General features: G+C 42.0%; 23 protein-coding genes, 2 pseudogenes and 1 riboswitch. Of the genes and pseudogenes, 22 read left to right on the top strand and 3 right to left on the bottom strand.

Going from position 1 to position 26,970, the window contains the following annotated elements; genetic code table 11:
* Positions 1–148: 148 nt before the first annotated feature.
* The 7 genes from trmL to RIN70_RS07710 all read left to right on the top strand — a co-directional run bounded on the left by trmL (position 149) and on the right by RIN70_RS07710 (position 6,207).
* The gene (gene trmL / locus RIN70_RS07740; protein WP_021153698.1) at positions 149–691 is read left to right on the top strand and encodes a tRNA (uridine(34)/cytosine(34)/5-carboxymethylaminomethyluridine(34)-2'-O)-methyltransferase TrmL; all 543 of its coding nucleotides are present in this window, start codon (positions 149–151) and stop codon (positions 689–691) included.
* 79 nt (positions 692–770) lie between these two features.
* A riboswitch (FMN riboswitch) is annotated at positions 771–920 on the top strand.
* A gap of 202 nt (positions 921–1,122) precedes the next feature.
* A complete protein-coding gene (locus RIN70_RS07735; protein ID WP_324250312.1) occupies positions 1,123–1,695 on the top strand; it encodes an ECF transporter S component in 573 nt (190 codons plus the stop codon).
* On the top strand, positions 1,685–2,335 hold the full coding sequence (locus RIN70_RS07730; RefSeq protein WP_195623400.1) for a phosphatase PAP2 family protein: 651 nt from the start codon (positions 1,685–1,687) through the stop codon (positions 2,333–2,335). The genes RIN70_RS07735 and RIN70_RS07730 overlap by 11 nt, the downstream gene beginning before the upstream one ends.
* Before the next feature lie 57 nt (positions 2,336–2,392).
* The gene (locus RIN70_RS07725) at positions 2,393–3,352 is read left to right on the top strand and encodes a tRNA modification radical SAM protein MnmL/YtqA (RefSeq protein ID WP_195623401.1); all 960 of its coding nucleotides are present in this window, start codon (positions 2,393–2,395) and stop codon (positions 3,350–3,352) included.
* Positions 3,336–3,893, top strand: a complete 558-nt coding sequence (locus RIN70_RS07720) for a tRNA 5-(aminomethyl)-2-thiouridylate-methyltransferase MnmM (protein WP_125826897.1) — start codon at positions 3,336–3,338, stop codon at positions 3,891–3,893. Before RIN70_RS07725 ends, RIN70_RS07720 begins: the two co-directional genes overlap by 17 nt.
* A complete protein-coding gene (locus RIN70_RS07715; RefSeq protein ID WP_023918874.1) occupies positions 3,886–4,140 on the top strand; it encodes a hypothetical protein in 255 nt (84 codons plus the stop codon). The genes RIN70_RS07720 and RIN70_RS07715 overlap by 8 nt, the downstream gene beginning before the upstream one ends.
* A gap of 12 nt (positions 4,141–4,152) precedes the next feature.
* Entirely contained in the window at positions 4,153–6,207 is a 2,055-nt protein-coding gene (locus RIN70_RS07710; RefSeq protein ID WP_195623402.1) for a cation:proton antiporter, read from the top strand.
* 338 nt (positions 6,208–6,545) lie between these two features.
* Here RIN70_RS07710 and RIN70_RS07705 read toward each other — a convergent pair whose 3' ends face one another.
* Positions 6,546–7,337 carry an ABC transporter ATP-binding protein gene (locus RIN70_RS07705; RefSeq protein ID WP_155170062.1) on the bottom strand — a complete coding sequence of 264 codons (792 nt, stop codon included), beginning with the start codon at positions 7,335–7,337 and terminating at the stop codon, positions 6,546–6,548.
* 74 nt (positions 7,338–7,411) lie between these two features.
* Between RIN70_RS07705 and RIN70_RS07700 the strand changes: the two genes are divergently transcribed.
* From RIN70_RS07700 to RIN70_RS07675, 6 genes are all read left to right on the top strand, one after another.
* Positions 7,412–8,539: an AI-2E family transporter gene (locus RIN70_RS07700; RefSeq protein ID WP_003008322.1), complete on the top strand. Its 1,128-nt coding sequence runs from the start codon at positions 7,412–7,414 to the stop codon at positions 8,537–8,539.
* A gap of 136 nt (positions 8,540–8,675) precedes the next feature.
* Positions 8,676–10,157: an AcpB/EbpR/MafR family transcriptional regulator gene (locus RIN70_RS07695; RefSeq protein WP_155170060.1), complete on the top strand. Its 1,482-nt coding sequence runs from the start codon at positions 8,676–8,678 to the stop codon at positions 10,155–10,157.
* A gap of 115 nt (positions 10,158–10,272) precedes the next feature.
* Positions 10,273–11,622, top strand: coding sequence for a hemolysin family protein (locus RIN70_RS07690; RefSeq protein ID WP_125826901.1), 1,350 nt, complete (start codon positions 10,273–10,275; stop codon positions 11,620–11,622).
* 407 nt (positions 11,623–12,029) lie between these two features.
* On the top strand, positions 12,030–13,007 hold the full coding sequence (locus RIN70_RS07685) for an ABC transporter substrate-binding protein (protein ID WP_125826902.1): 978 nt from the start codon (positions 12,030–12,032) through the stop codon (positions 13,005–13,007).
* Positions 13,008–13,017: 10 nt separating this feature from the next.
* Positions 13,018–13,911 carry an ABC transporter permease gene (locus RIN70_RS07680; protein WP_013903975.1) on the top strand — a complete coding sequence of 298 codons (894 nt, stop codon included), beginning with the start codon at positions 13,018–13,020 and terminating at the stop codon, positions 13,909–13,911.
* Between the two features lie 9 nt (positions 13,912–13,920).
* A complete protein-coding gene (locus RIN70_RS07675) occupies positions 13,921–14,724 on the top strand; it encodes an ABC transporter ATP-binding protein (RefSeq protein ID WP_021153686.1) in 804 nt (267 codons plus the stop codon).
* A gap of 184 nt (positions 14,725–14,908) precedes the next feature.
* Here RIN70_RS07675 and treR read toward each other — a convergent pair.
* Positions 14,909–15,487: pseudogene (gene treR, locus RIN70_RS07670) on the bottom strand (trehalose operon repressor); the annotation flags it as partial.
* On the opposite strand from treR, the pseudogene RIN70_RS07665 reads away from it, so the two are divergent.
* The 8 genes and pseudogenes from RIN70_RS07665 to RIN70_RS07630 form a co-directional block, all read left to right on the top strand.
* Positions 15,473–16,225: pseudogene (locus tag RIN70_RS07665) on the top strand (alpha-amylase family glycosyl hydrolase); the annotation flags it as partial. The pseudogenes treR and RIN70_RS07665 overlap by 15 nt on opposite strands.
* Before the next feature lie 129 nt (positions 16,226–16,354).
* On the top strand, positions 16,355–18,664 hold the full coding sequence (locus RIN70_RS07660) for an endonuclease/exonuclease/phosphatase family protein (protein WP_195623406.1): 2,310 nt from the start codon (positions 16,355–16,357) through the stop codon (positions 18,662–18,664).
* A gap of 212 nt (positions 18,665–18,876) precedes the next feature.
* Positions 18,877–19,671 carry a pyruvate formate-lyase-activating protein gene (gene pflA / locus RIN70_RS07655; protein WP_003005017.1) on the top strand — a complete coding sequence of 265 codons (795 nt, stop codon included), beginning with the start codon at positions 18,877–18,879 and terminating at the stop codon, positions 19,669–19,671.
* 123 nt (positions 19,672–19,794) lie between these two features.
* The gene (locus RIN70_RS07650) at positions 19,795–20,730 is read left to right on the top strand and encodes a manganese-dependent inorganic pyrophosphatase (RefSeq protein ID WP_003005572.1); all 936 of its coding nucleotides are present in this window, start codon (positions 19,795–19,797) and stop codon (positions 20,728–20,730) included.
* Between the two features lie 63 nt (positions 20,731–20,793).
* The gene (locus RIN70_RS07645; protein ID WP_070588758.1) at positions 20,794–21,306 is read left to right on the top strand and encodes a YiiX/YebB-like N1pC/P60 family cysteine hydrolase; all 513 of its coding nucleotides are present in this window, start codon (positions 20,794–20,796) and stop codon (positions 21,304–21,306) included.
* Positions 21,307–21,528: 222 nt separating this feature from the next.
* Positions 21,529–22,230: an MBL fold metallo-hydrolase gene (locus RIN70_RS07640; protein ID WP_070588759.1), complete on the top strand. Its 702-nt coding sequence runs from the start codon at positions 21,529–21,531 to the stop codon at positions 22,228–22,230.
* Positions 22,230–22,808: a TetR/AcrR family transcriptional regulator gene (locus RIN70_RS07635; RefSeq protein WP_070588760.1), complete on the top strand. Its 579-nt coding sequence runs from the start codon at positions 22,230–22,232 to the stop codon at positions 22,806–22,808. The genes RIN70_RS07640 and RIN70_RS07635 overlap by 1 nt, the downstream gene beginning before the upstream one ends.
* Before the next feature lie 190 nt (positions 22,809–22,998).
* Entirely contained in the window at positions 22,999–23,649 is a 651-nt protein-coding gene (locus RIN70_RS07630; protein ID WP_070588761.1) for a DUF1803 domain-containing protein, read from the top strand.
* Positions 23,650–23,683: 34 nt separating this feature from the next.
* Here RIN70_RS07630 and RIN70_RS07625 read toward each other — a convergent pair whose 3' ends face one another.
* Positions 23,684–25,129: a UDP-N-acetylmuramoyl-L-alanyl-D-glutamate--L-lysine ligase gene (locus RIN70_RS07625; protein WP_195623407.1), complete on the bottom strand. Its 1,446-nt coding sequence runs from the start codon at positions 25,127–25,129 to the stop codon at positions 23,684–23,686.
* Positions 25,130–25,216: 87 nt separating this feature from the next.
* Between RIN70_RS07625 and RIN70_RS07620 the strand changes: the two genes are divergently transcribed.
* Positions 25,217–26,845: a putative polysaccharide biosynthesis protein gene (locus tag RIN70_RS07620; RefSeq protein ID WP_070588763.1), complete on the top strand. Its 1,629-nt coding sequence runs from the start codon at positions 25,217–25,219 to the stop codon at positions 26,843–26,845.
* Positions 26,846–26,970: the final 125 nt, after the last annotated feature.

Here is a 26,970-nt window from a genome sequence, read left to right as displayed (position 1 = left end):
GGAGCTTCAAAAGTGATATACTTAGAAAGTACCTTCGTTGATTTACCTCAAACCTGTTGTGAGTTAAGTTAATGAAGCTGTAACCACGCTGTTTGCTGAGCTTGACTCCGGGCAGTGTGGCTATTTTTTTATCAGAAAGAGATCGAGTATGAATATTGAAGAACTGGACTACCAAGAGTCAGCAGCTCAAAACCACATCGTCTTGTTCCAACCTCAGATTCCACAAAATACGGGAAATATTGCACGGACTTGTGCGGCGACCAATTCCCCCTTACATATCATTCGCCCCATGGCTTTTCCGATCGATGATCGCAAAATGAAGCGAGCAGGACTCGATTATTGGGACAAGCTGGATGTCCGTTTTTATGATAGCCTAGAAGAGTTTATGGAAGCGGCGCGCGACGGTCAGGTACACCTAGTGTCCAAGTTTGCAAATCAGACCTATTCGGACGTTTCTTATCAGGATGGGAAGTCCCATTATTTCTTGTTTGGACGTGAAGATAAAGGATTGCCGGAAGAATTTATGCGCCAGCACGAAGAGAAGGCTATTCGCATTCCGATGAATGACGAGCATGTCCGTAGTTTAAATGTCTCCAATACCGTCTGCATGATTGTCTATGAGGCTCTCCGCCAGCAGGGCTTTAAGGGGCTGGAGTTGAGCCATCGTTATGAGCACGACAAGCTCAAATAAGAACGAAAATTAAAACCCGAACGATGTAATCCATGACGTTACAAAAACTTGCCTAGGCAAGTTTTTTTTGTTATCATAAAAGGGTCTTCAGGGCAGGGTGTAATTCCCGACCGGCGGTGACTTTTACTAGGAAATGTTCTTTTCCATACTCTAAAAGAAGTCCGCGAGCGCAAGCTGATGTGGTGTGACTCCACAACCGACAGTATAGTCTGGATGGGAGAAGACGAGAGACGAATAGACTGACAGCTATTCTGATCTGTTTAGAGCTGATGCATGGGAATAGTACGTTGGAGTCTAAGACGGACTAACGGCATGTTTCGATGGAGACCAGCTAAAGTAACTAGAATAGTTTCTAGTTTAAGCTTTGTTTAAATAGTTTAGAGTAGAATGATGGGGTAGACGTCTTTCCAGCTTCTCTAATTTTTAAAAAATTGGAGGAACCTGTTATGACAAATACACGTAAACTGACCCTAGTGGCTGTTTTATCCGCTTTATCTTTTATTTTGATGTTCTATCAATTTTCTTTCTTGATAGATTTCTTCAAAATTGATTTGAGTATCATCGCCATTTTGTTGGCCTTGGTCCTGTTGGATTTTAAAAGTGCCTTTTGGGTGACCTTGATCCGATCTGTCCTTAAATTAGCCCTTAATAATAAGGGGCTTGAAACCTTGATCGGATTACCAATCAATATCATTGGAGTTCTTGTTTTTGTTCTTGCTTTTGCATGGATTTGGAACAAGGAACGGACCCATGGTCGATTTGTCCTGGCAACGATTGTTGGAACGATCAGCTTGAGTATTACGATGGTATTGGTGAACTATGTCTATGCAATCCCTTTGTATGCTCGTTTTATGAACTATGATATTTCGAAAACACTAGGTCTTGTCCACTATTTAGCCGCAATGGTTGCACCGTTTAACCTGATCGAAGGGGTGATTTGGGCCATCGCATTTGGGTTGATCTATACCTTATTGCAACCGATTTTGAAAAAATATGAAAAATAAACAACAACATTGGGCGAAGGCAAGCTTCGCCCTTCTCATTTTTGTCATTCTTGGGTATGTGATTCGCTTTTACCCGCAACAATTAACAGGCTTTGATAGCACAATTCAATCTGCTATTCGAGGCGATCTGCCTGCAACACTGACGGCCTTCTTTACCAAGGTGACCCATGTCATGGATACTAAGATCATTGTCATCTGGGTGGGTCTTCTGCTAGCGGCATTTGCCTATAAGAAGTGGTACAGTGAGGCCCTCTTCCTTGGGAGCAATCTGGTATTGACTGCTCTTTTGGTGCTTCTTCTAAAGAATATCTACCAGAGACCGAGACCAAGTATTCTTTATCTAGTAGAGGAAAAAGGCTTTTCTTTCCCGAGTGGTCATTCACTGGCGTCTACCCTTGTTTTGGGAAGTTTGATCATCATCATCAGCCAACATGTAAAAAATAAAACAGCCCGCTATTGCCTTCAAGGCTTGCTGGTTCTGGGAATCGTGACCATTGTGGTTTCCCGCGTTTATGTCGGGGTCCACTACCCATCAGACGTTCTCGGCAGTATGATTTTGGGTCTCGCTGTCTTACAGTTTGAGTATCCCTTGTATGATCGCTTGCGATTTCAATGGCGCTTTACAGGGAAGCAAAAATAAGCATCTAACAACTAGGAGTTGAACTCGCGTTTTGAGTTCGACTCTTTTTTTGCTATAATGAAGGGTATGAAATCCTACAATACCTTGAATGATTATTATCGAACCCTATTTGGAGAAAAGACTTTTAAAGTCCCTATTGATGCAGGCTTTGATTGTCCCAATCGAGACGGAACAGTCGCCCATGGTGGCTGTACTTTTTGTACGGTCTCGGGTTCAGGAGATGCCATTGTGGCCCCAGAAGCTCCGATTCGAGAACAGTTTTACAAAGAGATTGATTTTATGCATCGGAAATGGCCAGATGTGAAGAAGTACCTGGTCTATTTTCAAAATTTCACCAATACCCACGATAAAGTGGAAGTCATTCGAGAGCGGTATGAACAGGCCATCAATGAACCAGGAGTGGTAGGAATCAACATTGGTACGCGTCCGGACTGTTTACCAGATGAGACCTTAGCCTACCTAGCAGAGCTGACAGAGCGCATGCATGTGACGATCGAGTTGGGGCTTCAGACGACTTATGAAGCGACTTCTGAATTGATCAATCGGGCCCATAGTTATGATCTCTATGTTGAAACAGTCAAGCGTATTCGCAAACGGGTCCCCAAGGCAGAGATCGTATCCCATTTGATCAATGGCCTTCCTGGGGAGACGCATGAGATGATGGTGGAAAATGTTCGCCGTTGTGTGACCGATAATGAAATTGATGGCATCAAGTTACACCTCTTGCATTTGATGACCAATACACGGATGCAACGGGACTATCATGAAGGACGACTTCAACTCATGAGCCAGGAGGAGTATGTCAAGGTCATCTGTGACCAGTTGGAGATCATCCCCAAACACATTGTCATCCACCGGATTACAGGGGACGCGCCAAGGGATATGTTGATTGGCCCTATGTGGAGCCTCAACAAATGGGAAGTCCTAAACGCCATTGAAACTGAAATGCGTCGGCGTGGAAGTACCCAAGGATGTAAGCTAGAAGAAAAGGAGACTGCTGATGCTTCGACCACTTGAAATGGCCCATCAATTTTTAGCAGAAGTCATCACCAAAGAAGATGTGGTGGTGGATGCGACCATGGGAAATGGACATGATACGGCCTTTTTAGCCCAACTTGCAGGCCAGGTCTATGCCTTTGATATTCAAGAACAAGCACTTGTAAATACCCGAGAACGATTGGAAAAGTTGGGTCTTCAACATGTCCGGTTGATTTTGGATGGCCACCAGCATGTGGACCAATATGTGGAGACCCTCAAAGCAGCTATTTTTAATCTGGGGTATCTGCCATCTGCAGATAAGTCGGTCATTACTCTTCCTGCTACCACGATTGAAGCGATGGAGAAAATCTGTGCTCGCCTAGAAAAAGGTGGGCGAATGGCTATTATGATCTATTATGGTCATGAGGGAGGAGACATCGAGCGTGATGCAGTGCTGGACTTTGTTAGTCAGCTTCCTCAAAAAGACTATACAGCGACCATCTACCGGACACTGAATCAAGTGAATCAGCCACCGTTTTTGGTCATGATCGAAAAATTAGAAAGCTACCGTCATGGATAAAGAATATTTAAAGAATAAAATCGAAGGATTGAGACATCATTTTGTCGAATCAACCATCCACGAGCGTGCAATAGGTTTTTATGATGAAGCTCATATGACCAAAAAGATGCTCAAAATAAAAAAGAAATTGGTTTCGCTTGAGATGGAACGGTGCCAAAAGAAGATTGAGCACAAGGATGTAACCAAGACAGACCAAAAGATTGCGGAGTTAAAACAGCAATTTGAGACCTGCTGCCAAGAACGCTAAGGAGGGAGTGATATGGAACTACTCCTTTATGCAGTGATCTTTTCGATGATTTTGATCGTCTCAAATGCCACCAATAAACTTGTGCCAAGTCTTCCTCTACCCTTGATTCAAATTTTACTAGGGATTGGTTGGGCCCTCTTTGTGCCAGAAGAAAATTTTCATCTGGATACCGAGCTCTTTCTGGCGCTGGTCATTGGCCCTCTCTTATTTCGAGAAGCAGAAGAAGCAGATATTACTTCCGTCTTAAAGCACTGGCGGATCATCCTCTATTTGATTTTCCCAGTGATTTTTATCTCCACCATTAGTTTGGGCTGGGCAGCTCACTCCTTGTGGCTGAGCCTTCCTTTAGCAGCCTGTATGGCAGTTGGGGCAGCCCTTGGGCCTACCGACTTAGTAGCCTTTGCCTCCCTGTCTGAGCGCTTTAGCTTTCCAAAGCGGGTTTCGAATATCTTAAAAGGCGAAGGGTTACTAAATGATGCCTCAGGTCTAGTTGCCTTTCGAGTGGCCTTGGCAGCTCTTGCGACCGGAAGTTTCTCTCTTGGAGAGGCAGGGATTTCCTTAGGAATCTCCATCATTGGAGGATTTGCAGTGGGGATCTTAACGGCCTTTGTGAACCGGTGGTTGCAAACCTTGCTCTTGAGTGTTCGCGCCAGTGATATTGCCAGTGAATTGTTATTAGAACTGAGTCTCCCACTGTTGACCTTCTTCCTAGCAGAAGAACTCCATGTCTCTGGTATCATTGCAGTAGTTGTGTCAGGGATCCTAAAAGCCAGTCGCTTTAAGCACATTACCCTCCTTGAAGCGCGGGTAGATACTGTGAGTCATACTGTCTGGAATACGGTCAACTTTATCTTAAATGGGTCGGTCTTTGTCATCTTAGGAATGGAATTGGAAATGATCTCCAAGCCCATCTTAAGTAGTCCCATTTACAATAATCTTCTTTTAGTTCTTTCTGTCTTTCTGTTGACAGCCTTGCTCTTTTTGATTCGTTTTGTCATGGTTTACCTCTTTTATTGGTTCCGAACGGTTCGACTAAAAAAATCGTTAAGAAATTATCTAAAAGATGCCTTATTGCTGACCTTTTCGGGTGTGAAGGGAACGGTTTCGATTGCGACGATTCTTTTGATTCCAACCAAGATCGAAAAAGAATACCCTATCCTACTCTTTTTAGTGGCAGGAGTTACCCTTGTCAGCTTTATTGCTGGCTTAGTGGTACTTCCAAAATTATCAGAAGACAAGGAAGAAACCAATGACTACCTGATGCAGATCGCGATTTTAAATGATGTCGTCATGGAATTAGAAGCAGACCTAAAGAATAGCAAGCACAAGGGACCCTTGTATGCGGCGATTGATAACTACCATGGCCGCATAGAAAACTTGATTCTAGGCCAAGAAAACAGGCTCATTCAAAGGGACTGGGAACAGTTGAAGCTCCTGATTTTGAGTATTGAAAGTGACGGCTTGGAACAGGCTTATGAAGAAGGGAAGATTCGAGAGCGAGGCTACCGCGTCTACCAACGCTATCTTCGCAATATGGAGCAACGTGTCAATCGCAATCTTTCGTCTCGCTTAACCTATTACCTCTTGGTGTCTTTCCGTCTCTTGCGTTTATTAGTTCATGAGATCTTAACTTTTGGGTCTGGCTTGCGAAACTGGTGGACCCGAGAGGAAAGCAAGTTAGAGGCCATTGATTATGACCAGATTGCGGCCCTTTATCTGGCCAATACGGAAATCATCATCGAAAGTTTGGAAGACCTCAAGGGGATTTATCGGAGCAGTTTGATCTCTTTCCTCCAAGAATCTCGTCTGAGAGAAACAGCTATTATTACCAGTGGGGCCTTTGTGGAGCGGGTTATTAATCGCGTGAAACCAAATAATATCGATGAAATGTTGAGAGGCTATTATTTGGAGCGTAAGATTATTTTTGAATATGAAGCGCAACACCTGATTACCGCTAAGCAAGCGCGCCGTATGCGACAAAATGTCAATGAATTAGAAAGCTATTCCCTAAGAGAAAGTGCCAATACGCTTCCATACGATTTGATCGAGTATGCACGGAATAGATAAAAGTAAAAGTGCTAAGATAAAATCTTAGCACTTTTCAGATTGAGGACAAAGTTATCTTAAAAACTTTCCTTAAGTGAGTACGGACGTCAGCGAACTTCTACGAAGTTCCATGACTAATTATTGAGCCTAAGGTCTCAATAATTCCGAGTGCCTGAAACTTAATAGTTTCAGGCACTTTTCTCACGGCGGAAAGTTTCAGTAGACGATTGAATAATTCTAACGAATAAATTTTTTTATTCTTATAGAATTTATTAGATTTGTAAAGAAGAACTGTTTGTCTATACTCTCGAAGTGCTAAGATGAGAATCTTGGCACTTATTGCTTTATTCATTTTCTTTTCAGTGTGCGATTTCTGGTTTGACAAAGAGTCGCTCGTCACCAAGATCAATGAGGGATACTGGTGCTTCGTAAAACTGGCTAAGGACATGGGGGGTTAAAATGCTTTCCTTTGGTCCTTGCTCGACCACTTGGCCATGTTTGAGTAAGAGGACATGGGTCATGTCTGTTGTAATTTCCTCGGCATGGTGGGTGACGTAGATCGTGGTAGGCGCGTGATCCAGTTGTTTGATATGATGGATCTGACGGAGGAGCTTTTCTCTGGCAAAGAGATCCAATCCACTAGAAGCTTCGTCAAAAATGATCAGATCTGGCTGGTCCATGAGGCTTCGTGCAATGAGAACGGTCTGCTTTTCTCCCTGGGAGAGCTCCCGGTATTTGCGGCCGATCAAAGAGCTAGCCCCAATTGAAGTTAGCATATCCCGTGCCCAGTTCAGTTCTTCTTCCCCGTATGCAGCATATAAGATACTACTCTTGTATTGACCAGTTAGGACAATTTGCTCTGTCAAAAGATGTTCTGGCAGTCTTTCTGAAATGAAGGAGCTAACGATCCCAATACGCTTACGTAACTCAGGAATACCCCCTTCTCCAAAGCGGGTTCCAAGGACCGTTACCTGGCCAGAACTAGCCCAGTATTCAGACATGAGCAGTTTGAGGAGGGTCGATTTTCCTGCTCCATTTAAGCCTAAAATCGCCCAACATTCATTTTCTTTTACTTGCCAGTTAATCTCTTTTAAAAGGGCTTTTCCATTGCGGATCAAATTGACGTCTTGTAGTTCAATCAAATTATTCATAACTTCATCCTTTTGATTAAAATCTCCTTTATTCTATCATAAAATATGGTAGAATAGAAAACAGGAGGTAAGGAATGTTTCGAAATAGTAAATTGTTATTCTGGACATGTGAGATCTTATTATTGACGGTGATTTTTTATATTTGGAAATCAATGGGGACTTTAATTTCTCCATTTGTATCTGTTCTGAATACCATCCTCTTACCATTTTTAATTGCAGGTTTTTTATATTACATTACCAATCCGATTGTTGAATTGTTGGAAAAACATTTAAAAATCAAGCGTGTGTTTGGGATTTTGATCACCTTAGTACTCTTGTTTGGGATCATTGGCTTAGGGATCTTTTATCTGCTCCCTATCTTAATTAATCAGTTAACCAGCTTGATCAATTCAACTCAAGGACTTTACTGGGAAGTTCAAAGTTTGGTTCGAAAACTCTCGACCAATCCTTTGTTCCAGAATGTGAATATCCAGTCGACGATTCAGCAGTTGAATCTCTCTTATATGGATATCCTACAAAATCTCTTGAATAGTGTGACCAACAGTTTAGGAAGTGTGGTTAACACCATTGTCAATACGGTCTTTATCTTGATCATGACCCCTGTCTTCTTGGTTTATTTCTTGGTCGATGGGAAGAAGTTATTGCCGATGTTGGAGCGGACCATTTTACGCAATGACAAACTCCACATTTCAAGCCTCTTGATTAGTTTGAATGAAACGGTCTCTCGCTATATTAGTGGGATTTCGATCGATGCCTTTATCATTGGAACCCTAGCCTACATTGGCTATAGTTTTATTGGATTGAAGTACGCTTTGGTCTTTGCCATCTTTTCTGGGCTGGCCAACCTCATTCCATATGTAGGACCAACCATCGGCTTGATTCCGATGATCATCACCTATGCCTTCACAGATATGGATATGATGATCAAAGCAGTCATTTACATGTTGATTATCCAGCAGATCGATGGGAATATTCTTTATCCGCGTATCGTTGGAGGCGTGATGAAGGTTCACCCGATTACCATTATGGTTCTCTTATTGCTCTCAAGTAATATCTACGGCATTATCGGGATGGTCGTTGCGATTCCAGTCTATTCGATTGGAAAAGAAATTGTAAAATTCTTGGTGAATCTTTATGATAACCACCGTGCTGCTAAGGAGCAGAAGAAAAAAGAAGAATTTGGTATCATTAATAAATCATAGACTCTAGCGCCTATATGGGCCTTGGAGTCTTTTTTGTACATTTATTTGAAAAAATGCTGGAAAATAGTCAACAAGTGCTATGAAATGTGTTAAAATATAAGTGATTTTGAAAGAAAATATGAAAAGGTAGGAAAAGATGAGACTGCTCTTATCGAAAAAACAGAGACGCCAATTGCAATTATTGGAAATCTTGATTAAGGAAAAAAGATGGTTCCACTTAAAAGAGTTGGCCAAGCGTTTGGATTGTACAGAACGTTCGTTAAAAGAAGATTTGTCTAATCTTCGTAGTACATTTGATGACTTTTTAATTGAATCCTCTACCAATGGGATCAAGATCAGTTATGAGGATTCGGTTGGGCTAGAAGTGATCTATCATCACTTTTTAAAAGAATCACAAGCCTTCGCCTTGATTGAATATCTTTTCTTCAACAAGGATGTTTCCAATGAATATATTTGCAGAAAGTTTGATCTGAGTTACCAATCTTTCTACCGCTTGATTCGGACGATTAATCAGAAGCTTCAAACCAAATACAATGTAAAGATTGATTTGAAACCCTTGAATCTTGTCGGGGATGAGATTGACGTTCGTTTCTTCTATGCCCAGTATTTTGCGGAACGTTATTACTATATGGAGTGGCCTTTCCCAGAATTTAAGGAAGAGGCTGTGACCGATTTGATCACCTTCTTCTTCAAGCTCTATGGCTATCCATTGACCTTCTCAGTACTCAGGTCTTATAAAGTTCTCTTGACAGTCTACTTGTCACGGATTAAGCAGGGCTATTTTATTGACATGCCAACGAACTATGATGTGTATAAGGACCATTATCAAGGGGTGACCAATGTCGAGGAGATGTTGCGCTACTTTAGCTTGCAGTTGGGTGTCGAATTGAATGAAAAAGTGCTGGAGCAGTTCTTCATCATCTTCATTCAAGAGAATTTCTATTTCAGTCCAGAAAGCTTGATCGAAGCTGCAGAAACAGATCCTTATGCCAAAGAATCAACGACGCTCATCAGAGATATGTTCAAGGATCTATGCTATACCTATGATTTAGACATTGAAAATCTTGATGAGATGTTGATGCATGTCCATAACACGTCTCATCTCGATCGGAAGGAATTATTCTCTGAGTTTCTCTTATTTGATACCAAGACCAATACCAACGAAGATTTCATGAGCATCTTCCCAGCCTTCTATGATGATTTGAAGGAGCATATCATCACTTATATGAAGACCATGAAGCATGATCTGAATGATGAGATCATCAAACACATGATCTACACGGTCTACACACACTGGGAGCGTCTCTTACCGCAATTATTGCGCCGTCGGAAATCAATTAAGGTCTTGATTATCAGTCGTTTTGATGACCACCATGCCAAATCCATGATCGACTTCCTTGATTTCTACTGTACGGATAATTTTGAATTCACACAGATGATCAAGTACAATCTAACAGTGGACGATATCGAAGCTTCGGATGCTGATGTTGTGGTCGCCAACTTTATGATGCCAGAACTAAAGAGAAAACCTTTTATCTGTACAAGTAGCCTCTCGTCCCTTGAGTTAGTAGAAAAACTCAACGCTTTCTTTTATGATTTTACCAGTGCAGAACACTAAAATCAGGACTTGTTCCTGATTTTTTGATGGTCAAAAAAGAAAATTTTATAGAAGAATGCAGGCTCTCCTATTTTGTGGTATAATATACAATATTATATACTGGAGGAAATTATCCATGGAAGACCCTGGCAGTCAGGAAATTTTACTGGAATTTATTTTATTGATTGTTTTGACATTGTTGAATGCCTTTTTCTCGGCGACTGAAATGTCAATGGTATCGTTGAATCGCTCTCGTGTAGAGCAAAAGGCTGAAGAAGGAGATAAAAAATACATTCGTCTTCTTAGCGTATTGGAGCAACCGAACCATTTCTTATCCACTATTCAGGTGGGGATCACCTTGATTACCATCTTATCTGGGGCGAGTCTTGCGGATAGCCTTGGACATGTCATTGCTGGATGGATGGGCAATACTAAAACGGCTCTTGCAACTGGAAGCTTTTTATCTCTAGCATTTTTGACTTATATTTCGATCGTGTTTGGCGAACTCTATCCGAAACGAATCGCTATGAACTTGAAAGATGAGTTGGCTGTTCGAACAGCTCCGATTGTGATTCTATTAGGAAAAATTGTCAGCCCCTTTGTTTGGTTGCTTTCAGCATCGACCAACCTTTTGAGCCGTATCACGCCAATGGAATTCGATGATCCGGATGAAAAGATGACGCGGGATGAAATCGAGTATATGCTGACCAATAGTGAAGCAACACTAGATGCGGACGAGATTGAGATGCTCCAAGGGATCTTTTCATTAGATGAAATGGTAGCGCGTGAAGTCATGGTGCCACGGACAGATGCCTTCATGGTCGATATCAATGATGATACCAAAGAAATTATTGAAAGTATCCTTAAGCAAAACTTTTCACGGATTCCTGTCTATGATGATGACAAGGACAATGTCATCGGCCTCATCCATACCAAACGTCTCTTGAACGAAGGATTTATCAATGGCTTTGATAATATTGTCTTAAGAAAGATTTTACAAGAACCTTTGTTTGTTCCAGAGACCATTTTTGTGGATGATCTTTTGAAGGAATTGCGCAATACCCAAAATCAAATGGCCATTCTGCTTGATGAATATGGTGGGATGTCTGGTTTGGTTACTCTTGAAGACCTCTTGGAAGAAATCGTCGGTGAAATTGACGATGAGACTGACAAAGCAGAAATTGATGTCTTTGAAATTGCGGACAATACCTATGTCGTACAAGGAGCCATGTCACTAAATGACTTTAACGAATATTTTGATGTTGAGTTGCAAAGTGATGATGTGGATACCATTGCAGGGTATTATCTGACAGAGGTTGGGCGAATTCCAACCTTGAAAGAGCGACTCAGCTGTGAAGTCGATAGTCAAAAGAAACACCTCATTTTGACAAATGACAAAGTAAAAAATGGTCGTGTGACCAAGGTGAAAGTTGAAATTTCTGAAATCGTCGAGGAAGATGAAGAAACAAAATCAAAAGAAGATTAGAATATAGAGGCCTGGACGTGTTCCAGCCTCTGTTTTTTCTTGTCAGGACCAGTTGAATTTTCAAAAAATTTCAAAAATTTCTGAAATAGTCTTGACATCAAAAAAAAATTACGGTAAGATAATACCCATAAATAAAGAAAGCAGAAAATAAACATGAAGCAACAAGCCATTTCCATTCAAAAATTTTACTTTAGCTACTTTAGATAGTGTTTGTAGACATGATCTCATGGATGCAAACAACCCAAGCAATTTGTTTGTATCTATGTGGCTAAGATTTTTGATGATGGTCCATAGAGCTAGTATCTAAATGGACCGAGGTTTTGTAACTTGTTGGAGAATTTCAAGCATCCGTTTAGAGTATCATCTAAGCGGATTTTTTGTTTATTTTGCAGAAAAGGAGTCAATAAATGAAAGTAGTGAAAAAATTGCTAGCACCTGTCCTGGTTGTAGGACTTCTGTTAACATCATTGGTGACCTTACACAATCTAAAGGATACTAAAAAAGACAATGTCTTTCGAATTGGGATTTCCCAGTACATCACCCATAAGTCGCTCGATGCGACACGAAAAGGCTTTATCGAGGAGTTGAAGAAAGAGGGTTATGTAGATGGGAAAAATATTCAGATCGATTTCCAAAATGCTCAAGGGGAGCAACGAAATCTGAAAAATATTTCTAAACAATTGGCAGAAGAAAGTGATCTAGTCTTTGCGATTGCAACCCCTTCCGCACAAAGTTTGGCTAATACCACTAAATCAACACCTATTGTTTTCTCAGCTGTGACCGACCCATTGGCAGCGAAATTGGTGAAAAACTTGAAAGAACCAGGTGGCAATATCACAGGGACAAGTGACCAGTCAGAAGATGCGATCTCTACACAGGTAGACATGATTAAGCAAGTGCTTCCAACGGCGAAAACAGTTGGGATCCTCTATACGCAAAGTGAGCCTAACTCAGTCGTCCAAAAAGATAATGCGAAGAAGATCCTTGAAGCTAAAGGCTATCAAGTGGTTGAAAAAACAATTCTCGATAGTAACAATGTGAAAGCTGCAGCAGACAGTATCATGTCAGAAGCAGATATCGTCTTTGTTCCGACAGACAATATTATCTCTTCTACAATGGAAACTGTCAAACAGGTATCGATTAGTCATAAGGTGCCAGTTTTTGGAGGTTCTGCTGAAATGGTGGCTACTGGTGGCTTGTACAACTTTGGTACTGATTATGAGGAATTGGGAAGACAAGCTGCTCGGATGGCCATTCGCATCATGAAGGGTGAGAAACCCGGCAAAGTCGCAGTTGAAACACCTGAAAAATTAGAATTGCACACCAATAAAGAGATGGCTAAAGAGCTTGGAATTGATATTAGCTCGTTGAAGGTAGAAAAATAGGAGGTTTGAGATGAATTTTGTTTTATCAAGTTTATCAGAAGGTTTATTGTGGTCGATCATGGCGATCGGTGTTTACTTAACATTTCGAATTTTAGATATTGCTGATATGACGGCAGAAGGAGCCTTTCCACTTGGGGCAGCAGTTGTAGCATCTCAAATTCAAGCCGGAAGAAATCCTTGGCTTGCAACCTTTTTAGGCTTCCTAGCCGGAATGATCGCAGGATTGGTCTCTGGAATTCTCCATACAAAAATGAAAATTCCAGCCCTCTTGACAGGGATTGTCACTTTGACCGGTCTCTACTCTATCAATATCAAAATCATGGGAGGGGTTCCTAACCTTTCTATCGGAGATTCTAGTACCATTTTCAAGAGTGTGATGAAATTAGGTCTTTCTAATGAAGAAGCTGTCTTTTTGATTAGCATTTCTTGCTTGATCATCGTATGTATCTTGTTAACTCTCTTAATGAAGACGCAACTTGGCTTGGTTTTGCGCTCGACTGGTGATAACATTCCAATGAGTGAGGCCAATGGGGTCAATGTAGATAACATGAAGATGTTGGGCTACATGATTTCGAATGGTTTGATTGCCCTTTGTGGAGCCATGTTTGCACAAAATGATGGTTTCTCAGATGTGACTTCTGGTACAGGGACGATCGTAGTCGGCTTGAGTGCTGTGATTATCGCAGAAGTTTTGATCCACGAATTGACCATTGGTTGGCGTTTGCTTTCCATCGGGGTTGGAGCTATTGTGTACCGTTTGATTATCTTAAATATTTATGAGATCCCAAATCTCGATCAAAATATGGTTCGTCTCTTCAATGCGATCTTGCTCGCGATTGTCTTGTTCGCTCCTGAGGCGCAAAAACGTCTTCGTGTTCGCGGATTGAAGTTAGGAAATAAGTAGGAGAAAAGTATGGCAACATTATTATCAATTGAAGGCATTCATAAGACATTTGAAGCAGGAACGGTTAATGAAAACCATGTCTTAAAAGGCTTGGATCTCCAAGTAGAAGAAGGGGACTTCATTTCGGTCATCGGTGGAAATGGAGCTGGGAAATCAACCTTGATGAACATCTTGGCAGGAAATCTGGTTGTAGATGAAGGGGATATCTTGCTAGAAGGTAACTCTATCAAAAATACGAGTGTTCGTAAGCGTGCGAAAGATATTGCGCGTGTCTTCCAAGATCCCAAGATGGGGACAGCTTCTCGTTTGACCATTGAAGAAAATATGGCCATTGCCCAACGTCGGGGGAAATCTCGTGGTTTGGGCTGGGGAGTTCGGGAGAAAGATCGCGAATTATTCCGTGAAGCCTTGAAGGAACTGAATATCGGTTTAGAGAACCGCCTCAAAGTCGACACCCAATATTTGTCTGGTGGGCAACGTCAAGCGTTGACCTTGGTCATGGCAGCCTTGGTCAAACCCAAACTCTTGCTTCTGGATGAACATACCGCAGCGCTCGATCCTAAGACTAGTGAAATGGTCATGGAATTGACACAAAAGATCGTGGAAAGCCATGATTTGACAACCTTGATGATTACGCATGATATGAACCATGCAATTGAATACGGCAACCGCTTGATCATGCTCTACCAAGGCAAGATCGTTGTCGACGTCAAAGGAGAAGAAAAGAAAAACCTAACGGTTGAAGATTTGATGCGCCTCTTCCAACAAAACAGTGGTGAAACCCTGGTTAGTGATGAATTGGTATTAGGATAAAATAAAAGAGAGTGGGACAGAAATCGGTCATTCGTTAGAATTCGATTTCGTCGTCCCACCTCCGCACAGTTGAGTAGGGCTGTAAAAGCTGATGAAATCAGCGTAGTAGAGCCCACTCAACCACTGCGTCTTGCTCGACAATCCAAAAATAATTGAGAGGCTAGGACTTTTGTCCCGGCCTTTTTTATTTCCTCCGCTCTGCATAGTCCACAAAATGGAACTTGTCTAATTTGTGCCGGCTTTCGGTGAATTGGAATTGCCGTCCGTCTGCTAGGTGAACTTGGGAACGGACTGTCACCACGTGTTTGTCTTTTCCGAGATCCAGTAAGATCTTGTCACGATTATCGATTGGTGAAATCAAAATTTCTTTTTTAGCATAGCCAATCTGCAATTTCAGGTCTTCTTCTATATATTGGTAGATAGAGTGCTGGGCAATTTCCTTGGTCAGGCCAGGGATGAGCTCTCTGTCTAGGTAATCAATATCTAAGACAGAAGCGACACCATCCACCACCCGTTGCCGGGTTACTTTCCAAACCAATCGGTGAAGGGGGAAACCTGTCTTTTTAGCGCCTTTTTCATCGATACTGATCTTTTCCAAACGAATGACATTGGTTTCTGAGTGAAGACCAGAAGCTTTGACGATTTCTTGGTAGCTGGTTAATTGGGAAACGGGGAAGTCAAAGTGTGCTTGTCTAGAAACTTGCGACCCCATTCCTTGAACAGTCTCAATAAAGCCTTCTTCCTGCAAGAGCTTGAGCGTCTCTACCATACCTGGGGCAAGGAAATGAGTGAACGAGGTGGTTGGAGTGCCCTCTTCTGGAATAATCATGACCAACCTCGTGCTTTGAATCGCTTTGTAGGTATCAAGAACTTCCGCAATGAAGGAGCGACCATGCTCGCTGCTAGCATTCACTTGTCACGTGGTACACCTTATATCTACATGGGCGAAGAGATCGGCATGATTGATCCAGACTATGATTCGATGGCAGATTATGTGGATGTCGAGTCCATCAATGCTTACCAGATGCTTTTGGATCAAGGTCAGTCTCCTGAGCAAGCCTTTAAGATTATTCAAGCCAAATCACGTGATAATTCTCGTACGCCAATGCAATGGGATGCTTATGAAAATGCAGGTTTTTCAACAGGCACACCATGGTTGAAGGTTGGGAAGTCCTATAAAGACATCAATGTTGAAAAGGAAATGGATGGACCAATCTTTATATTTTATAAAGAATTGATTCGCCTGCGTAAAGAAATGCGGATCATTTCAGAAGGAAGCTATCTGCCAGCAATGGAGGATAGTAAAGAAGTCTATGCCTTTGAACGTCACTTAGATGGTCAAAAACTCTTGGTACTCAATCATTTCTATGGCAGTGAAGTTGAAGTAGCGATTCCAGAAGACTACCAAACAGGGCGCGTGCTTTTATCCAACTATGAGAAGGTAGAGCTTTCTGAAAAAGTAATTCTGAAACCATATCAGACACTGGCGATATTAGTTTAAGTATTTCACACTTCGATCTTTTTGGGTCGAAGTGTTTTTCTTTTTGAAAAATATTTTTGAAAGCGCTTGAAAATACAAAGTCATTCCCTTATAATAAAAGAGGAAAACTTTTTAGGGATGGAGAAACGCATGAGAAAAAACGGTAAAAAGATTCGCCTACTGGGAGTAGCCACCTTATTGGCTAGTCAGTTGGGGGTCTTTAGCAGTGCCCTCACGGTAGTTGCAGACGAGACCACAGCTTCGACTTCAGAGCCAGCGCTTGTGACGAACACTAGCAGCGAGGAAAGCTCGACAAATAGTTCGACTTCTGCTACAACAACAACTACAGACGCTACGACGAGAGCTTCGAGTGATAAAGAAGAGACATCTAGCAGTTCCTCAGACGCTGCTGAGGAGAAAACGGTTAAGATCGGGGACATTCAAGGGGAAGCGCAACGCTCTCCACTGGAAGGCCAAAAGGTAGCCATCAAAAATGCAGTGGTGACTAAGACAGACCGCTATGGTTTTTATGCCCAAGATATTGAATCGGATGGCAATAGCCGTACTTCAGATGGGATTTATGTTGTTTCCAAATACAAGGTGAAAGTCGGCGATAAGGTGAAAATCACCGGTACCGTCAAGGAAGGCTATATGGAGGAAGTCACTTTGGGAGCCGGGAAGACCTTTAAGGAACCGACGAATAGTTTAACGGTGACCATGTTGGTTGACACTTGGATCACCAAAGATGGGTCAGCCCCTCTTCCAGAAGCTGTGAATATCACTGCGGAGATGCCAGCAGAGGTGAAGCCTAATCCGACTGCTTATGCTCCAGAAACCGATGCCCTCGATTATTGGGAAAGCCTGGAAGGAATGCTCACGGTGGTGAAGAAACCGCATGTCCTTGGTCCCCAGTACAAAGGAGATATCTATGTCTTGGGAGAAGATTTCACAGGTCTTCCTTTAAACAATATTGGAGGTCTGAATCTACGGCCACATGCGCAAAATACAGCGACGATCCCGATTTATGTTGGGAATCAGTTTGTCGCAAAAGCTAAGGATTACTTTACAGAAGATGTGACAGGAGTGGTAACGTATCGAAATAGCTTCTATAAATTAGAGCCCACTCAACAGTTGACGGTCCAAGATGGTGGCTTGCAGCGTCAAGCAGCTCAAACGCAACCAAGTGAGGACAAGCTGACCATCGCTTCCTACAATATTGAAAATTTCTCGGCCAACAATGCCAAAAATGAAACCCCAGAGGATAAGGTGACGCTGATTGCCAATTCCTTTATCCATGAAATTCACAATCCAGACATCATTACTTTGATCGAAGTGCAGGACAATAATGGTAGTGTGGATGACGGAACGACCAGTGGTGTTGAAAGTGGACGCAAACTAGCCAATCGGATCAAGGAATTGGGGGGTAAGAGCTATGAGTATACGGAGGTTGCTCCAGTAGATGGCGCTGACGGAGGAAAGCCTGGTTCCAATATTCGTTTGGGAATCCTCTACAATCCAGAACGCGTAGCCTTAGCCAAAAAAGAGGCAGCAACTAGCAACGAGGCAGCGCAATTTGACAAGGGACACTTGGTTAAAAATCCAGCTCGTATTGCCCCAAATGACCCATCGTTTGATCATACTCGCAAGTCTTTAGCTGTTGAGTTTGAATTCAAGGGCCAACCAGTTGTGGTGATTGCCAATCACTTGAAATCAAAAATCGGAGATGATGCTATTTATGGTGCAAGTCAACCAGCAGTGGAACATACCTTGCCAACTCGTGAAGCACAAGCCAGTGTCATCCATCAATTCGTTCAAGAAGGCTTGAAGCAAAATCCTAAGACCACTTTTGTTTTGACGGGTGATTTTAATGACTACGATTTCTCAACCACGGCACAGATCCTTGCGGGTAGTGAACTAACCAACTTAATGGCTCAACATGATGTAGGCGATCGCTATTCTTATTTCTACCGTGGAAGCAATCAAGTTTTGGATAACATTTTTATCTCAAACAACATGGCAGCCAAAGCAAGGTTTGAACCCGTCCATATCAATGCTTCCTTTATGAAGGAACATGGTCGTGCATCAGACCATGATCCTGTCTTGGTCCAAATCGACTTTAGTGGAGCACAAACTCCAGGAACGCCGACGGATGATCAACAAGGGAATACAGGACAACCAACGGATCAAACCATCCCTTCCTCATCGAATACAGGATCTCAACTAGTCCCTCATCAGGCTCAAGCCAATGAACAAAAGAGTTCACCATCTGAAAGCAAAGAGAAGGGCAAGAACGAAGATGAGAAGCAAGACGACAAGGAAGAGGCAGCAACAGAAACGAAGACACCAGGAAAACGGAAAATCCTCCCATCTACTGGACAAGAAACAAGCTATCTAGCTCTTTTTGGAGTGGCAATAGCTACGATGAGTCTTGTCTGGTATAAGAAGAAAAAGACTTACTAACGTTTTCAAAAGAAAGATCTAAAAAAGGAGTCGCTGGCTCTTTTTTTCTCCTAAAATACAGGACAGATAGTCCCATATTGGAAACTGTACTAGGACAATGAAAACTACTGAAAAGAACAGTTTCTTTTCAAAAAGAAGCTTAAACTCTTTAAAATAGATGGAATCGTGTTATAATAAAATCATAAAACGTTTTCAAGAGAAGAGGTTCCTCAATGGAAAATGAAACAGTTGACTATGGAAAAGTAACAGGAATGGTACACTCAACAGAAAGTTTTGGTGCAGTAGACGGGCCTGGGATCCGCTTTATTGTCTTCCTTCAAGGCTGTCAAATGCGGTGTCAATACTGCCACAATCCAGATACTTGGGCAATGGAAACCAACAAGTCCCGTGAGCGGACGGTGGATGATGTCTTAGAAGAAGCCCTCCGTTATCGTGGATTTTGGGGCGAAAAAGGGGGAATCACTGTCAGTGGTGGAGAAGCCCTCTTGCAGATTGACTTTTTGATTGCACTTTTTACCAAGGCTCAAGAGTTGGGCATTCATTGTACTTTGGATACCTGTGCTCTTCCTTTCCGGAATACGCCTCGTTATTTGGAAAAATTTGACCGCTTGATGGCAGTGACAGACTTGGTGCTTCTTGATATCAAGGAAATCAATGATGAACGACACAAAATTGTGACCAGCCATACCAATAAAACGATTCTAGCTTGTGCCAAGTATTTGTCTGATATTGGCAAGCCCGTTTGGATTCGCCACGTCTTGGTGCCAGGTTTGACAGACCGAGATGACGACTTGATCGAACTTGGAAAATTTGTTAAAACCCTTAAAAATGTCGATAAATTTGAGATCCTTCCTTACCATACTATGGGGGAATTCAAATGGCGTGAATTGGGAATTCCGTACAAATTGGAGGGTGTGAAACCACCGACAAAAGAACGGGTCCAAAATGCAAAAGATTTGATGGAAACAGAAAGTTACCAAGATTACCTGAAACGGGTCAAAGGATAAAGAAGAAAAACAGTTGGCAATCCCAACTGTTTTTTCTAGTGAATGCATTGTTCTTCCCTTTCTTTAAACGGAAAAACGTGTTAAAATAGAGTGAATCTATAAATGAAATAAAGAGGTAGAAATATGTCAAAAATTCTCGTTTTTGGTCACCAAAATCCTGACTCAGATGCTATCGGCTCATCTGTAGCTTTTGCTTATCTTGCAAAAGAAGCATATGGTTTGGATACAGAAGCAGTGGCTCTTGGAACTCCAAATGAAGAAACAGCTTTCGTATTGGACTATTTTGGTGTGGAAGCACCACGCGTCATCACATCAGCTAAAGCAGAAGGTGCAGAACAAGTCATCTTGACGGACCACAATGAATTCCAACAATCTGTTTCAGATATTGCTGAAGTAGAAGTTTATGGTGTAGTGGATCACCACCGTGTGGCTAACTTTGAAACTGCTAGCCCACTTTACATGCGTTTGGAACCAGTTGGATCAGCATCTTCTATCGTTTACCGCATGTTCAAAGAACACGGTGTAGCAGTGCCAAAAGAATTGGCAGGTTTGATGCTTTCAGGTTTGATTTCAGATACCCTTCTTTTGAAATCTCCAACTACCCACCCATCTGATAAAGTCATTGCGCCTGAATTGGCTGAATTGGCTGGTGTCAACTTGGAAGAATACGGTCTTGCCATGCTCAAGGCTGGTACTAACTTGGCAAGCAAATCAGCAGAAGAATTGATCGATATCGATGCTAAGACTTTTGAATTGAACGGAAACAACGTTCGTGTGGCTCAAGTGAATACAGTTGATATTGCGGAAGTTTTGGAACGCCAAGCTGAAATCGAAGCAGCTATCCAAGCTGCCAATGCAGCTAACGGCTACTCTGACTTTGTTTTGATGATTACAGATATCGTCAACTCAAACTCAGAAATTTTGGCCCTTGGTGCCAATATGGACAAGGTAGAAGCTGCTTTCAACTTCAAACTTGAAAACAACCACGCTTTCCTTCCAGGTGCCGTTTCACGTAAGAAACAAGTGGTGCCTCAATTGACAGAAAGCTTTAATGCTTAATGATAGGTGGGAAAACCCATTATTAAAAAGGAGTTTCGGCTCCTTTTTTGCTAGGAGAAGATCATGTTAGAGACGGGCGATTTGATTTTTGTCAGTGAAAATACAGAAATGGGGCAAGCCATCCAGACATCAACTGGCAACTATAGCCATGTGGCCATCTTTTTGGACGATTCCATTTATCATGCAACGGTGGAAGGCGGTGTCCTTGCCCAATCCCCTGAAGATTTCTTTGAAGCTGAGAAAGCATATGACCTTTATCGCTACCCGAAAATCGATCTCAAAGAAGTCAAGAAGCGGGCAGAAAACCTTTTAGGGACTCCCTACAATGCTTCCTTTTATCCGGATGGAGATGGTTATTACTGTTCCCAGTTCATCGCAGAACTACTCCCTATTTTTGAAACCATTCCCATGAAGTTTGGAGATGAGGAACAGGAGATTAGTCCGTTTTGGGAAGATTACTACAGAGGGCTCGGTCTAGCCGTTCCTCTAGATCAGCCCGGGACCAACCCGAGTCAGTTAGCCCAATCACCACAGCTACAGTTTAAAGAAAGGTATTTGGATGATTTGGATTCATGAAACAACAATCTGAATCTTTGATACAGTTTATAAGAGTTACATCAAACTAAAGAAAAATAATATTTTAAAAATATGTTCTACCTTCGAATACAACTTGTAAAAGTTGTATTTTTTTCTAATATCCTCTGGATGTTTCTTGTTTAGACAGATAAAATATGATATACTTCACAAAAAAACTAACCACTGGTTAGTTTTTGATGGAAATCAAAGGAGGAAGTAAATATGTCTTTCTTGTATCGTTTATTAACACGTACAAAACAAATCAGTCCACATATAAGAAAGTTTGAGTTCGAATTGGGTGTTTTTGTTGTCAGCATATGGCTAGTTGAATCATCTAGTCGCTTTTATGTGATTGATACGGGAATGCGAGGAATGGAGAAGTACGCTGCCCAGTTTTTACTCCCACAAAAAATTGAAGCAATTTTTCTGACCCATGGACATCCAGATCATATCAAAGGTTTGCCCTATCTTAGACAGTACTTTGGTAACATCCCGACTTTAATCAGTGAGAAGGAATTCCCCTATATTTCAGGCAAAGAGCCTTTTCCAAATAGAAAAGAGAAAGAAAAAGTCATTTTTGACCCGGCTACTTTTATAACTGTTGAAAGTCAAGAAGGTCAAGACTTGTTAAGTAGGGCAGGATTAAAACCACTATTTTCTCCTGGTCATTCACCTGGTCATGTTGTTTATTACCATGAAGAGGATCAAGTTTTAATCGCTGGAGATCTTTTCACAGCTACGAGAGGTGGAAAGTTGCGTCCACCAATGAAAGGATATACAGCAGATATGAGACAAGCTTTAGCTAGTGGTGAAAGAATTCTCAAGGATTATTCACAGGCACTTGTTAGTGTTTGTCATGGTAGTGAGGTAAAAGATGCAGTACGAGATTTTGAGGCATCGGATGGGTTTAAAGGGAGTTTGTAATGGCAAAGGATACAAGGTCCAGAATTATCAGAGTAGCAGAGGAAATTTTCCGAAAAGAACCTTACCAGAAGGTGGGAATTAGGCAGATTGCTCAAGCTGCAGGATGTTCACATACAGCTATTTATCAGTATTTTAAAAAGAAAGAGGATATATTATATGCAGTAGCGGAAAAACCGTTAACTCACCTCTATCATACTTGCTTAGAAATCAGTCATTCCAAGCAGAATGATAAGGAACGTCTGCTTCAAATCTGTCAAACATACGTGGATTTTGGGTTTAGAGAACGTAATTTTTATGAATTATTGATTTTTTACCGTGGAGAGCATGAAGATTCAGGCGATTGTTCGCAACCGTTGATGCAATTGAGAATGAAAAGTTATCGTTTATTGGAAGAAGCTATTGATGTCTTTTTACCGAAAGACTTATCTGATGCAGAAGCGCTAAATATTCGTAGTGGAATCTTTATTTTTTTACATGGCTTAGTGAGTATCTACAGTAGGGACAATGAAGAATGTCCAGAACGCATTAGGCAACTACTGACTGATTTTATTTCTTTTAAAATAATAGAAATGAAATGAGTTGGAATAACTTATGGGGCTTCTACAGTAAACTTGGATTGAAAAGACTAAGTTCTTTTATTGCCTTATTTTCCCCTCTTGCCTGCCTATCCATAAATTGAAGATTTTGTCCTTTGGTATTGATTTCGCTTAAACTAATTTTTATGTTACAATAAGAACGAACCGATAAAACAGTAAACGAGACCTATTCATGATTACAATCATTAATCCCACACGTTTGACACGTCAGCCATTTTTCAAGGACTTGATCAACTTTTTGGATCAGCACGACGATGTGATCCTGCGGCAAATCAAGGCCCAATTTCCAGATCAACCAGTGGATAAGCTGATGGAGGAATATATCAAAGCGGGCTTCATCCTTCGAGAAAATAAACGCTACACCCTCAACCTGCCCTTCTTGGAGTCAGCTGATCGAGTGGACCTGGATCAGGAGGTCTTTGTCCGAGAGGACAGTGCAGTTTATCAAGAATTAAAAGCCAAGGTCTTCCAAACGGAACTCCGCAATACTACCAATGAAGCGATTCTCATAGAGGAGACGGACTTTGAACGAAATGCACAGACCCTTTCCAATTACTTCTACAAGGTTGCCCACCAATATCCATTGACAGAGGAGCAAGAAAAGCTCTATGCTATTTTGGGCGATGTCAATCCTGAGTATGCTCTCAAGTATATGACTAGCTTTTTGCTCAAATTTCTCAAAAAAGAAGTAGTCCAGCAAAAGCGCAAGGACATCTTTGTCGACAGTTTAGTTTTATTGGGCTACATCATTCAAAATGAAGATGGAAAGTATGAGTTAGCTGTCGAATTTGATAAAGAACGATTCATTTTTATAAAAAAATAAAGGCTAGGAATTTTCCTAGCCTTTTTTCATTTGATCATAGATAACGTTCAGCGATGGCGGCGTCACCTGGATACTCTTCTTTTACGCCATTGACGATTTGGTAGCAGTCCGCTCCTTTTCCGGCGATAATGACGGCATCTTCAGGCTTGCTGGTTGTTGCCATGGCCAGTTGAATGGCTTCTTTGCGATCTGCGATTTTCTCGACAGGGCGCGTGATGAAGCTACTAATCTCTTCAGCGATTGCCAAAGGATCTTCATAGTTGGGATCATCCGCTGTGAGGAAGACTTGGATCTCAGGATGCTCCTCTAAGAGCAAACCAAAGTCTTTGCGACGGCTCTCTCCTTTATTCCCAGTTGATCCAAGGACCAGTGAAATGGTCCCCGTTTGATGGGTTTCAACAACTGAGAGCAGTTTTTTCAAGCTATCTCCATTATGAGCGTAGTCGATGAAAACCTTAGCGCCGTTTTTCTGAGTCAAGACTTCCATTCGGCCAGGAACACGCGTCTTAGCAATCCCTTTTTGGATATCCTCGAGGCTCGCACCTAGGCGAAGGCAGGCAAGACCTGCAGCCACAGCATTTTCTTGGTTGAAATGTCCAATCAGTTGGATTTCATAGTTTCCAGCTAATTTACCAGTGGCTGAGAAGCTAAAGGCCTTAGAGTTTTCAATTTGATTCTCAGACTGGCTTCCATAAAAATCGTGGTCTTGGCTTGCGACTTGATCCTCTAAAACTTGGAAATGATCCATATCGCTATTGATGACAACGGCTTGGCTATTCTTCATGAGGAGACGTTTGTGGTAGAAATAATCCTCAAAAGTTGGGTGTTCAATTGGGCCAATATGGTCTGGACTGATGTTGAGAAAAACACCAACGTCAAAGGTCAGACCGTAAACCCGTTTCACTAGATAAGCTTGACTGGAAACTTCCATAATGAGGTGGGTCCGATCATTGGCTACTGCCTCAGCCATCATGGCAAAAAGATCCAAGCTCTCTGGAGTTGTCAGGGTCGATTTAAAGAAGTTTTTACCATCCAGTGTTGTATTCATGGTCGACAGCATAGCTGGTCGGTGACTTTGTTCCAAAATATGGTAAGCAAAATAGGCCGCGGTTGTCTTTCCCTTAGTCCCTGTGAAGGCCAATAGTTTTAATTGTTTCTCAGGGTGTCCATAAAACTCCATGGCGATTAAGCTCATGGCCTGTTTGATATCATTGACGAGGATGGCAGGAATACCAACTTCATAATCTTTTTCAGAGACATAAAAGCCGAGTCCATTAGAAATAGCCTGTTCCAGGTATTCTTTTTTGAAGTTGGCCCCTTTAACAAAAAAGAGGGTACTAGCAGAAACCTTACGGCTATCATAGCTAATAGCGTCAAAACTTGTTCCTTCTAGATGGTAGTAGTATTCACCATTTACTAGAACTTCTCGGAAATTTTGGTCTTGTTTTAAAATGTTGAGGGTTTGTTCAATTGTAATCATAAAACTATTGTAAACCGAAAGTCTGAATTTTACAAGTAACATGGAAAAGTTTATAATGAAGAGAAGAAGAAACGAAAGAGGACGTTTATGAGTCACGAACAAAATGACCAGCAAGCCCAGATGCTACGCGGGACTGCCTGGATGACAGCCAGCAACTTTATCAGCCGTTTGCTAGGAGCCGCTTATATTATTCCTTGGTATATTTGGATGGGAAAATATGGGCCACAAGCCAATGGTCTTTTTACAATGGGCTACAATATCTATGCTTGGTTTCTCTTGATTTCGACAGCCGGAGTACCCGTAGCTGTTGCTAAGCAAGTAGCCAAATACAATACCCGGGAGCAAGCGGATCATAGCTTTGCTTTGATTCGGGGCTTCTTGAAATTTATGGGAATTCTAGGCCTTGGATTTGCCATTCTCATGTATCTGTTGTCTCCTGTCTTTGCGAGTCTTTCAGGTGGGGGAAAAGAGTTGATTCCGATCATGCAGAGCCTTTCTTGGGCTGTCTTGATCTTTCCTTCCATGAGTGTCATTCGGGGATTTTTCCAAGGTTTTAACAACATGAAGCCTTACGCTATAAGCCAGATTGCAGAACAAGTCATTCGGGTCATCTGGATGTTGCTCACGACCTTCTTCATTATGAAGATTGGCTCAGGTGATTACGTGCAGGCTGTGACGCAGTCGACCTTTGCGGCCTTTATTGGTATGGGAGCGAGCCTTCTGGTGCTCTTTTATTACCTTGCAAAGACAGGCTTGCTCTCTTCTATTTTTAGAAAGCAAGAGGGAAGTGAAGGGATTGACACTCGGGCTCTCTTGATCGATACGATTCGGGAGGCCATTCCTTTTATCATCACAGGTTCCGCGATTCAGCTCTTCCAAATTGTTGACCAGATGACCTTTATCAATGTCATGTCTTGGTTCACAGATTATAGTCAAAAGCAGCTATTGGTCATGTTTAGTTATTTCTCTGCTAATCCAAACAAAATCACCATGATCTTGATTGCAGTAGCGACTTCGATTGGGGGAGTTGGGATTCCTCTGTTGACAGAGAATTATGTCAAGGGGGACCTAAAAGCAGCTGGGAAGCTCGTACAGGATAACTTGACCATGTTGCTAGCTTTCTTGCTTCCAGCCACCTTTGGTGCAGTAGCAGTCGCAAAACCACTTTATACGGTTTTCTACGGGCAACCAGATGGCTTGGCCTTAGGACTTTTCATCGTAGCGATGTTGCAGACCGTAATTCTCGGTCTTTACACGGTCTTATCGCCAATGATTCAAGCCCTCTTTCAAAATCGCAAGGCCATTCGCTACTTCCTTTATGGGGTAGTGGTGAAATTGGTCCTACAGATTCCATTTATTTTGGTCTTTCGTTCTTATGGGCCGCTTCTGTCAACGACCATTGCCTTAATGGTGCCAATCGTCCTCATGTATCGAGAGATCCAAACCATTACTCAGTTTAATCGCACCATCGTCTTTAAGCGGACCTTGCTTGGTTCTATCCTGACTGTGGTGATGCTACTTGGAGTCTTGATCGCTGGTTTGATTTTGGGCTGGATTTTCCCACCAAATGGCCGTGTATCGAGCATGATTTATATCGTCGTCATTGGCGGATTAGGAGTTGCTATATATGGAGCCTTAGGATTATGGCTACGGTATTTTGACCGCTTTATCGGAGGTCAAGCTACACGTCTCAGACAAAAATTTCGGATTAAATAAATTAGAGGTTGGGACAAAAGTCCTAGCCTCTTCTTGTTTTTGGATTGTCGAGCAAGACGCAGTGGTTGAGTGGGCTCTACTACGCTGATTTCATCAGCTTTTACAGCCCTACTCAACTGTGCGGA

Origin of the sequence: Streptococcus parasanguinis, assembly GCF_032163505.1 — a bacterium.
GTDB classification, from domain to species: Bacteria; Bacillota; Bacilli; order Lactobacillales; family Streptococcaceae; genus Streptococcus; species Streptococcus parasanguinis_V.
This window is presented reverse-complemented; position numbering and strand designations above follow the sequence as displayed.

What these genes read in the sequence shown, in the direction of transcription:
- trmL (WP_021153698.1), top strand. Translation starts at nt 149, where the DNA reads ATGAATATTGAAGAACTGGACTACCAAGAGTCAGCAGCTCAAAACCAC.
- RIN70_RS07730 (WP_195623400.1), top strand. Translation starts at nt 1,685, where the DNA reads ATGAAAAATAAACAACAACATTGGGCGAAGGCAAGCTTCGCCCTTCTC.
- RIN70_RS07725 (WP_195623401.1), top strand. Translation starts at nt 2,393, where the DNA reads ATGAAGGGTATGAAATCCTACAATACCTTGAATGATTATTATCGAACC.
- RIN70_RS07720 (WP_125826897.1), top strand. Translation starts at nt 3,336, where the DNA reads ATGCTTCGACCACTTGAAATGGCCCATCAATTTTTAGCAGAAGTCATC.
- RIN70_RS07715 (WP_023918874.1), top strand. Translation starts at nt 3,886, where the DNA reads ATGGATAAAGAATATTTAAAGAATAAAATCGAAGGATTGAGACATCAT.
- RIN70_RS07710 (WP_195623402.1), top strand. Translation starts at nt 4,153, where the DNA reads ATGGAACTACTCCTTTATGCAGTGATCTTTTCGATGATTTTGATCGTC.
- RIN70_RS07705 (WP_155170062.1), bottom strand. Translation starts at nt 7,337, where the DNA reads ATGAATAATTTGATTGAACTACAAGACGTCAATTTGATCCGCAATGGA.
- RIN70_RS07700 (WP_003008322.1), top strand. Translation starts at nt 7,412, where the DNA reads ATGTTTCGAAATAGTAAATTGTTATTCTGGACATGTGAGATCTTATTA.
- RIN70_RS07695 (WP_155170060.1), top strand. Translation starts at nt 8,676, where the DNA reads ATGAGACTGCTCTTATCGAAAAAACAGAGACGCCAATTGCAATTATTG.
- RIN70_RS07690 (WP_125826901.1), top strand. Translation starts at nt 10,273, where the DNA reads ATGGAAGACCCTGGCAGTCAGGAAATTTTACTGGAATTTATTTTATTG.
- RIN70_RS07685 (WP_125826902.1), top strand. Translation starts at nt 12,030, where the DNA reads ATGAAAGTAGTGAAAAAATTGCTAGCACCTGTCCTGGTTGTAGGACTT.
- RIN70_RS07680 (WP_013903975.1), top strand. Translation starts at nt 13,018, where the DNA reads ATGAATTTTGTTTTATCAAGTTTATCAGAAGGTTTATTGTGGTCGATC.
- RIN70_RS07675 (WP_021153686.1), top strand. Translation starts at nt 13,921, where the DNA reads ATGGCAACATTATTATCAATTGAAGGCATTCATAAGACATTTGAAGCA.
- RIN70_RS07660 (WP_195623406.1), top strand. Translation starts at nt 16,355, where the DNA reads ATGAGAAAAAACGGTAAAAAGATTCGCCTACTGGGAGTAGCCACCTTA.
- pflA (WP_003005017.1), top strand. Translation starts at nt 18,877, where the DNA reads ATGGAAAATGAAACAGTTGACTATGGAAAAGTAACAGGAATGGTACAC.
- RIN70_RS07650 (WP_003005572.1), top strand. Translation starts at nt 19,795, where the DNA reads ATGTCAAAAATTCTCGTTTTTGGTCACCAAAATCCTGACTCAGATGCT.
- RIN70_RS07645 (WP_070588758.1), top strand. Translation starts at nt 20,794, where the DNA reads ATGTTAGAGACGGGCGATTTGATTTTTGTCAGTGAAAATACAGAAATG.
- RIN70_RS07640 (WP_070588759.1), top strand. Translation starts at nt 21,529, where the DNA reads ATGTCTTTCTTGTATCGTTTATTAACACGTACAAAACAAATCAGTCCA.
- RIN70_RS07635 (WP_070588760.1), top strand. Translation starts at nt 22,230, where the DNA reads ATGGCAAAGGATACAAGGTCCAGAATTATCAGAGTAGCAGAGGAAATT.
- RIN70_RS07630 (WP_070588761.1), top strand. Translation starts at nt 22,999, where the DNA reads ATGATTACAATCATTAATCCCACACGTTTGACACGTCAGCCATTTTTC.
- RIN70_RS07625 (WP_195623407.1), bottom strand. Translation starts at nt 25,129, where the DNA reads ATGATTACAATTGAACAAACCCTCAACATTTTAAAACAAGACCAAAAT.
- RIN70_RS07620 (WP_070588763.1), top strand. Translation starts at nt 25,217, where the DNA reads ATGAGTCACGAACAAAATGACCAGCAAGCCCAGATGCTACGCGGGACT.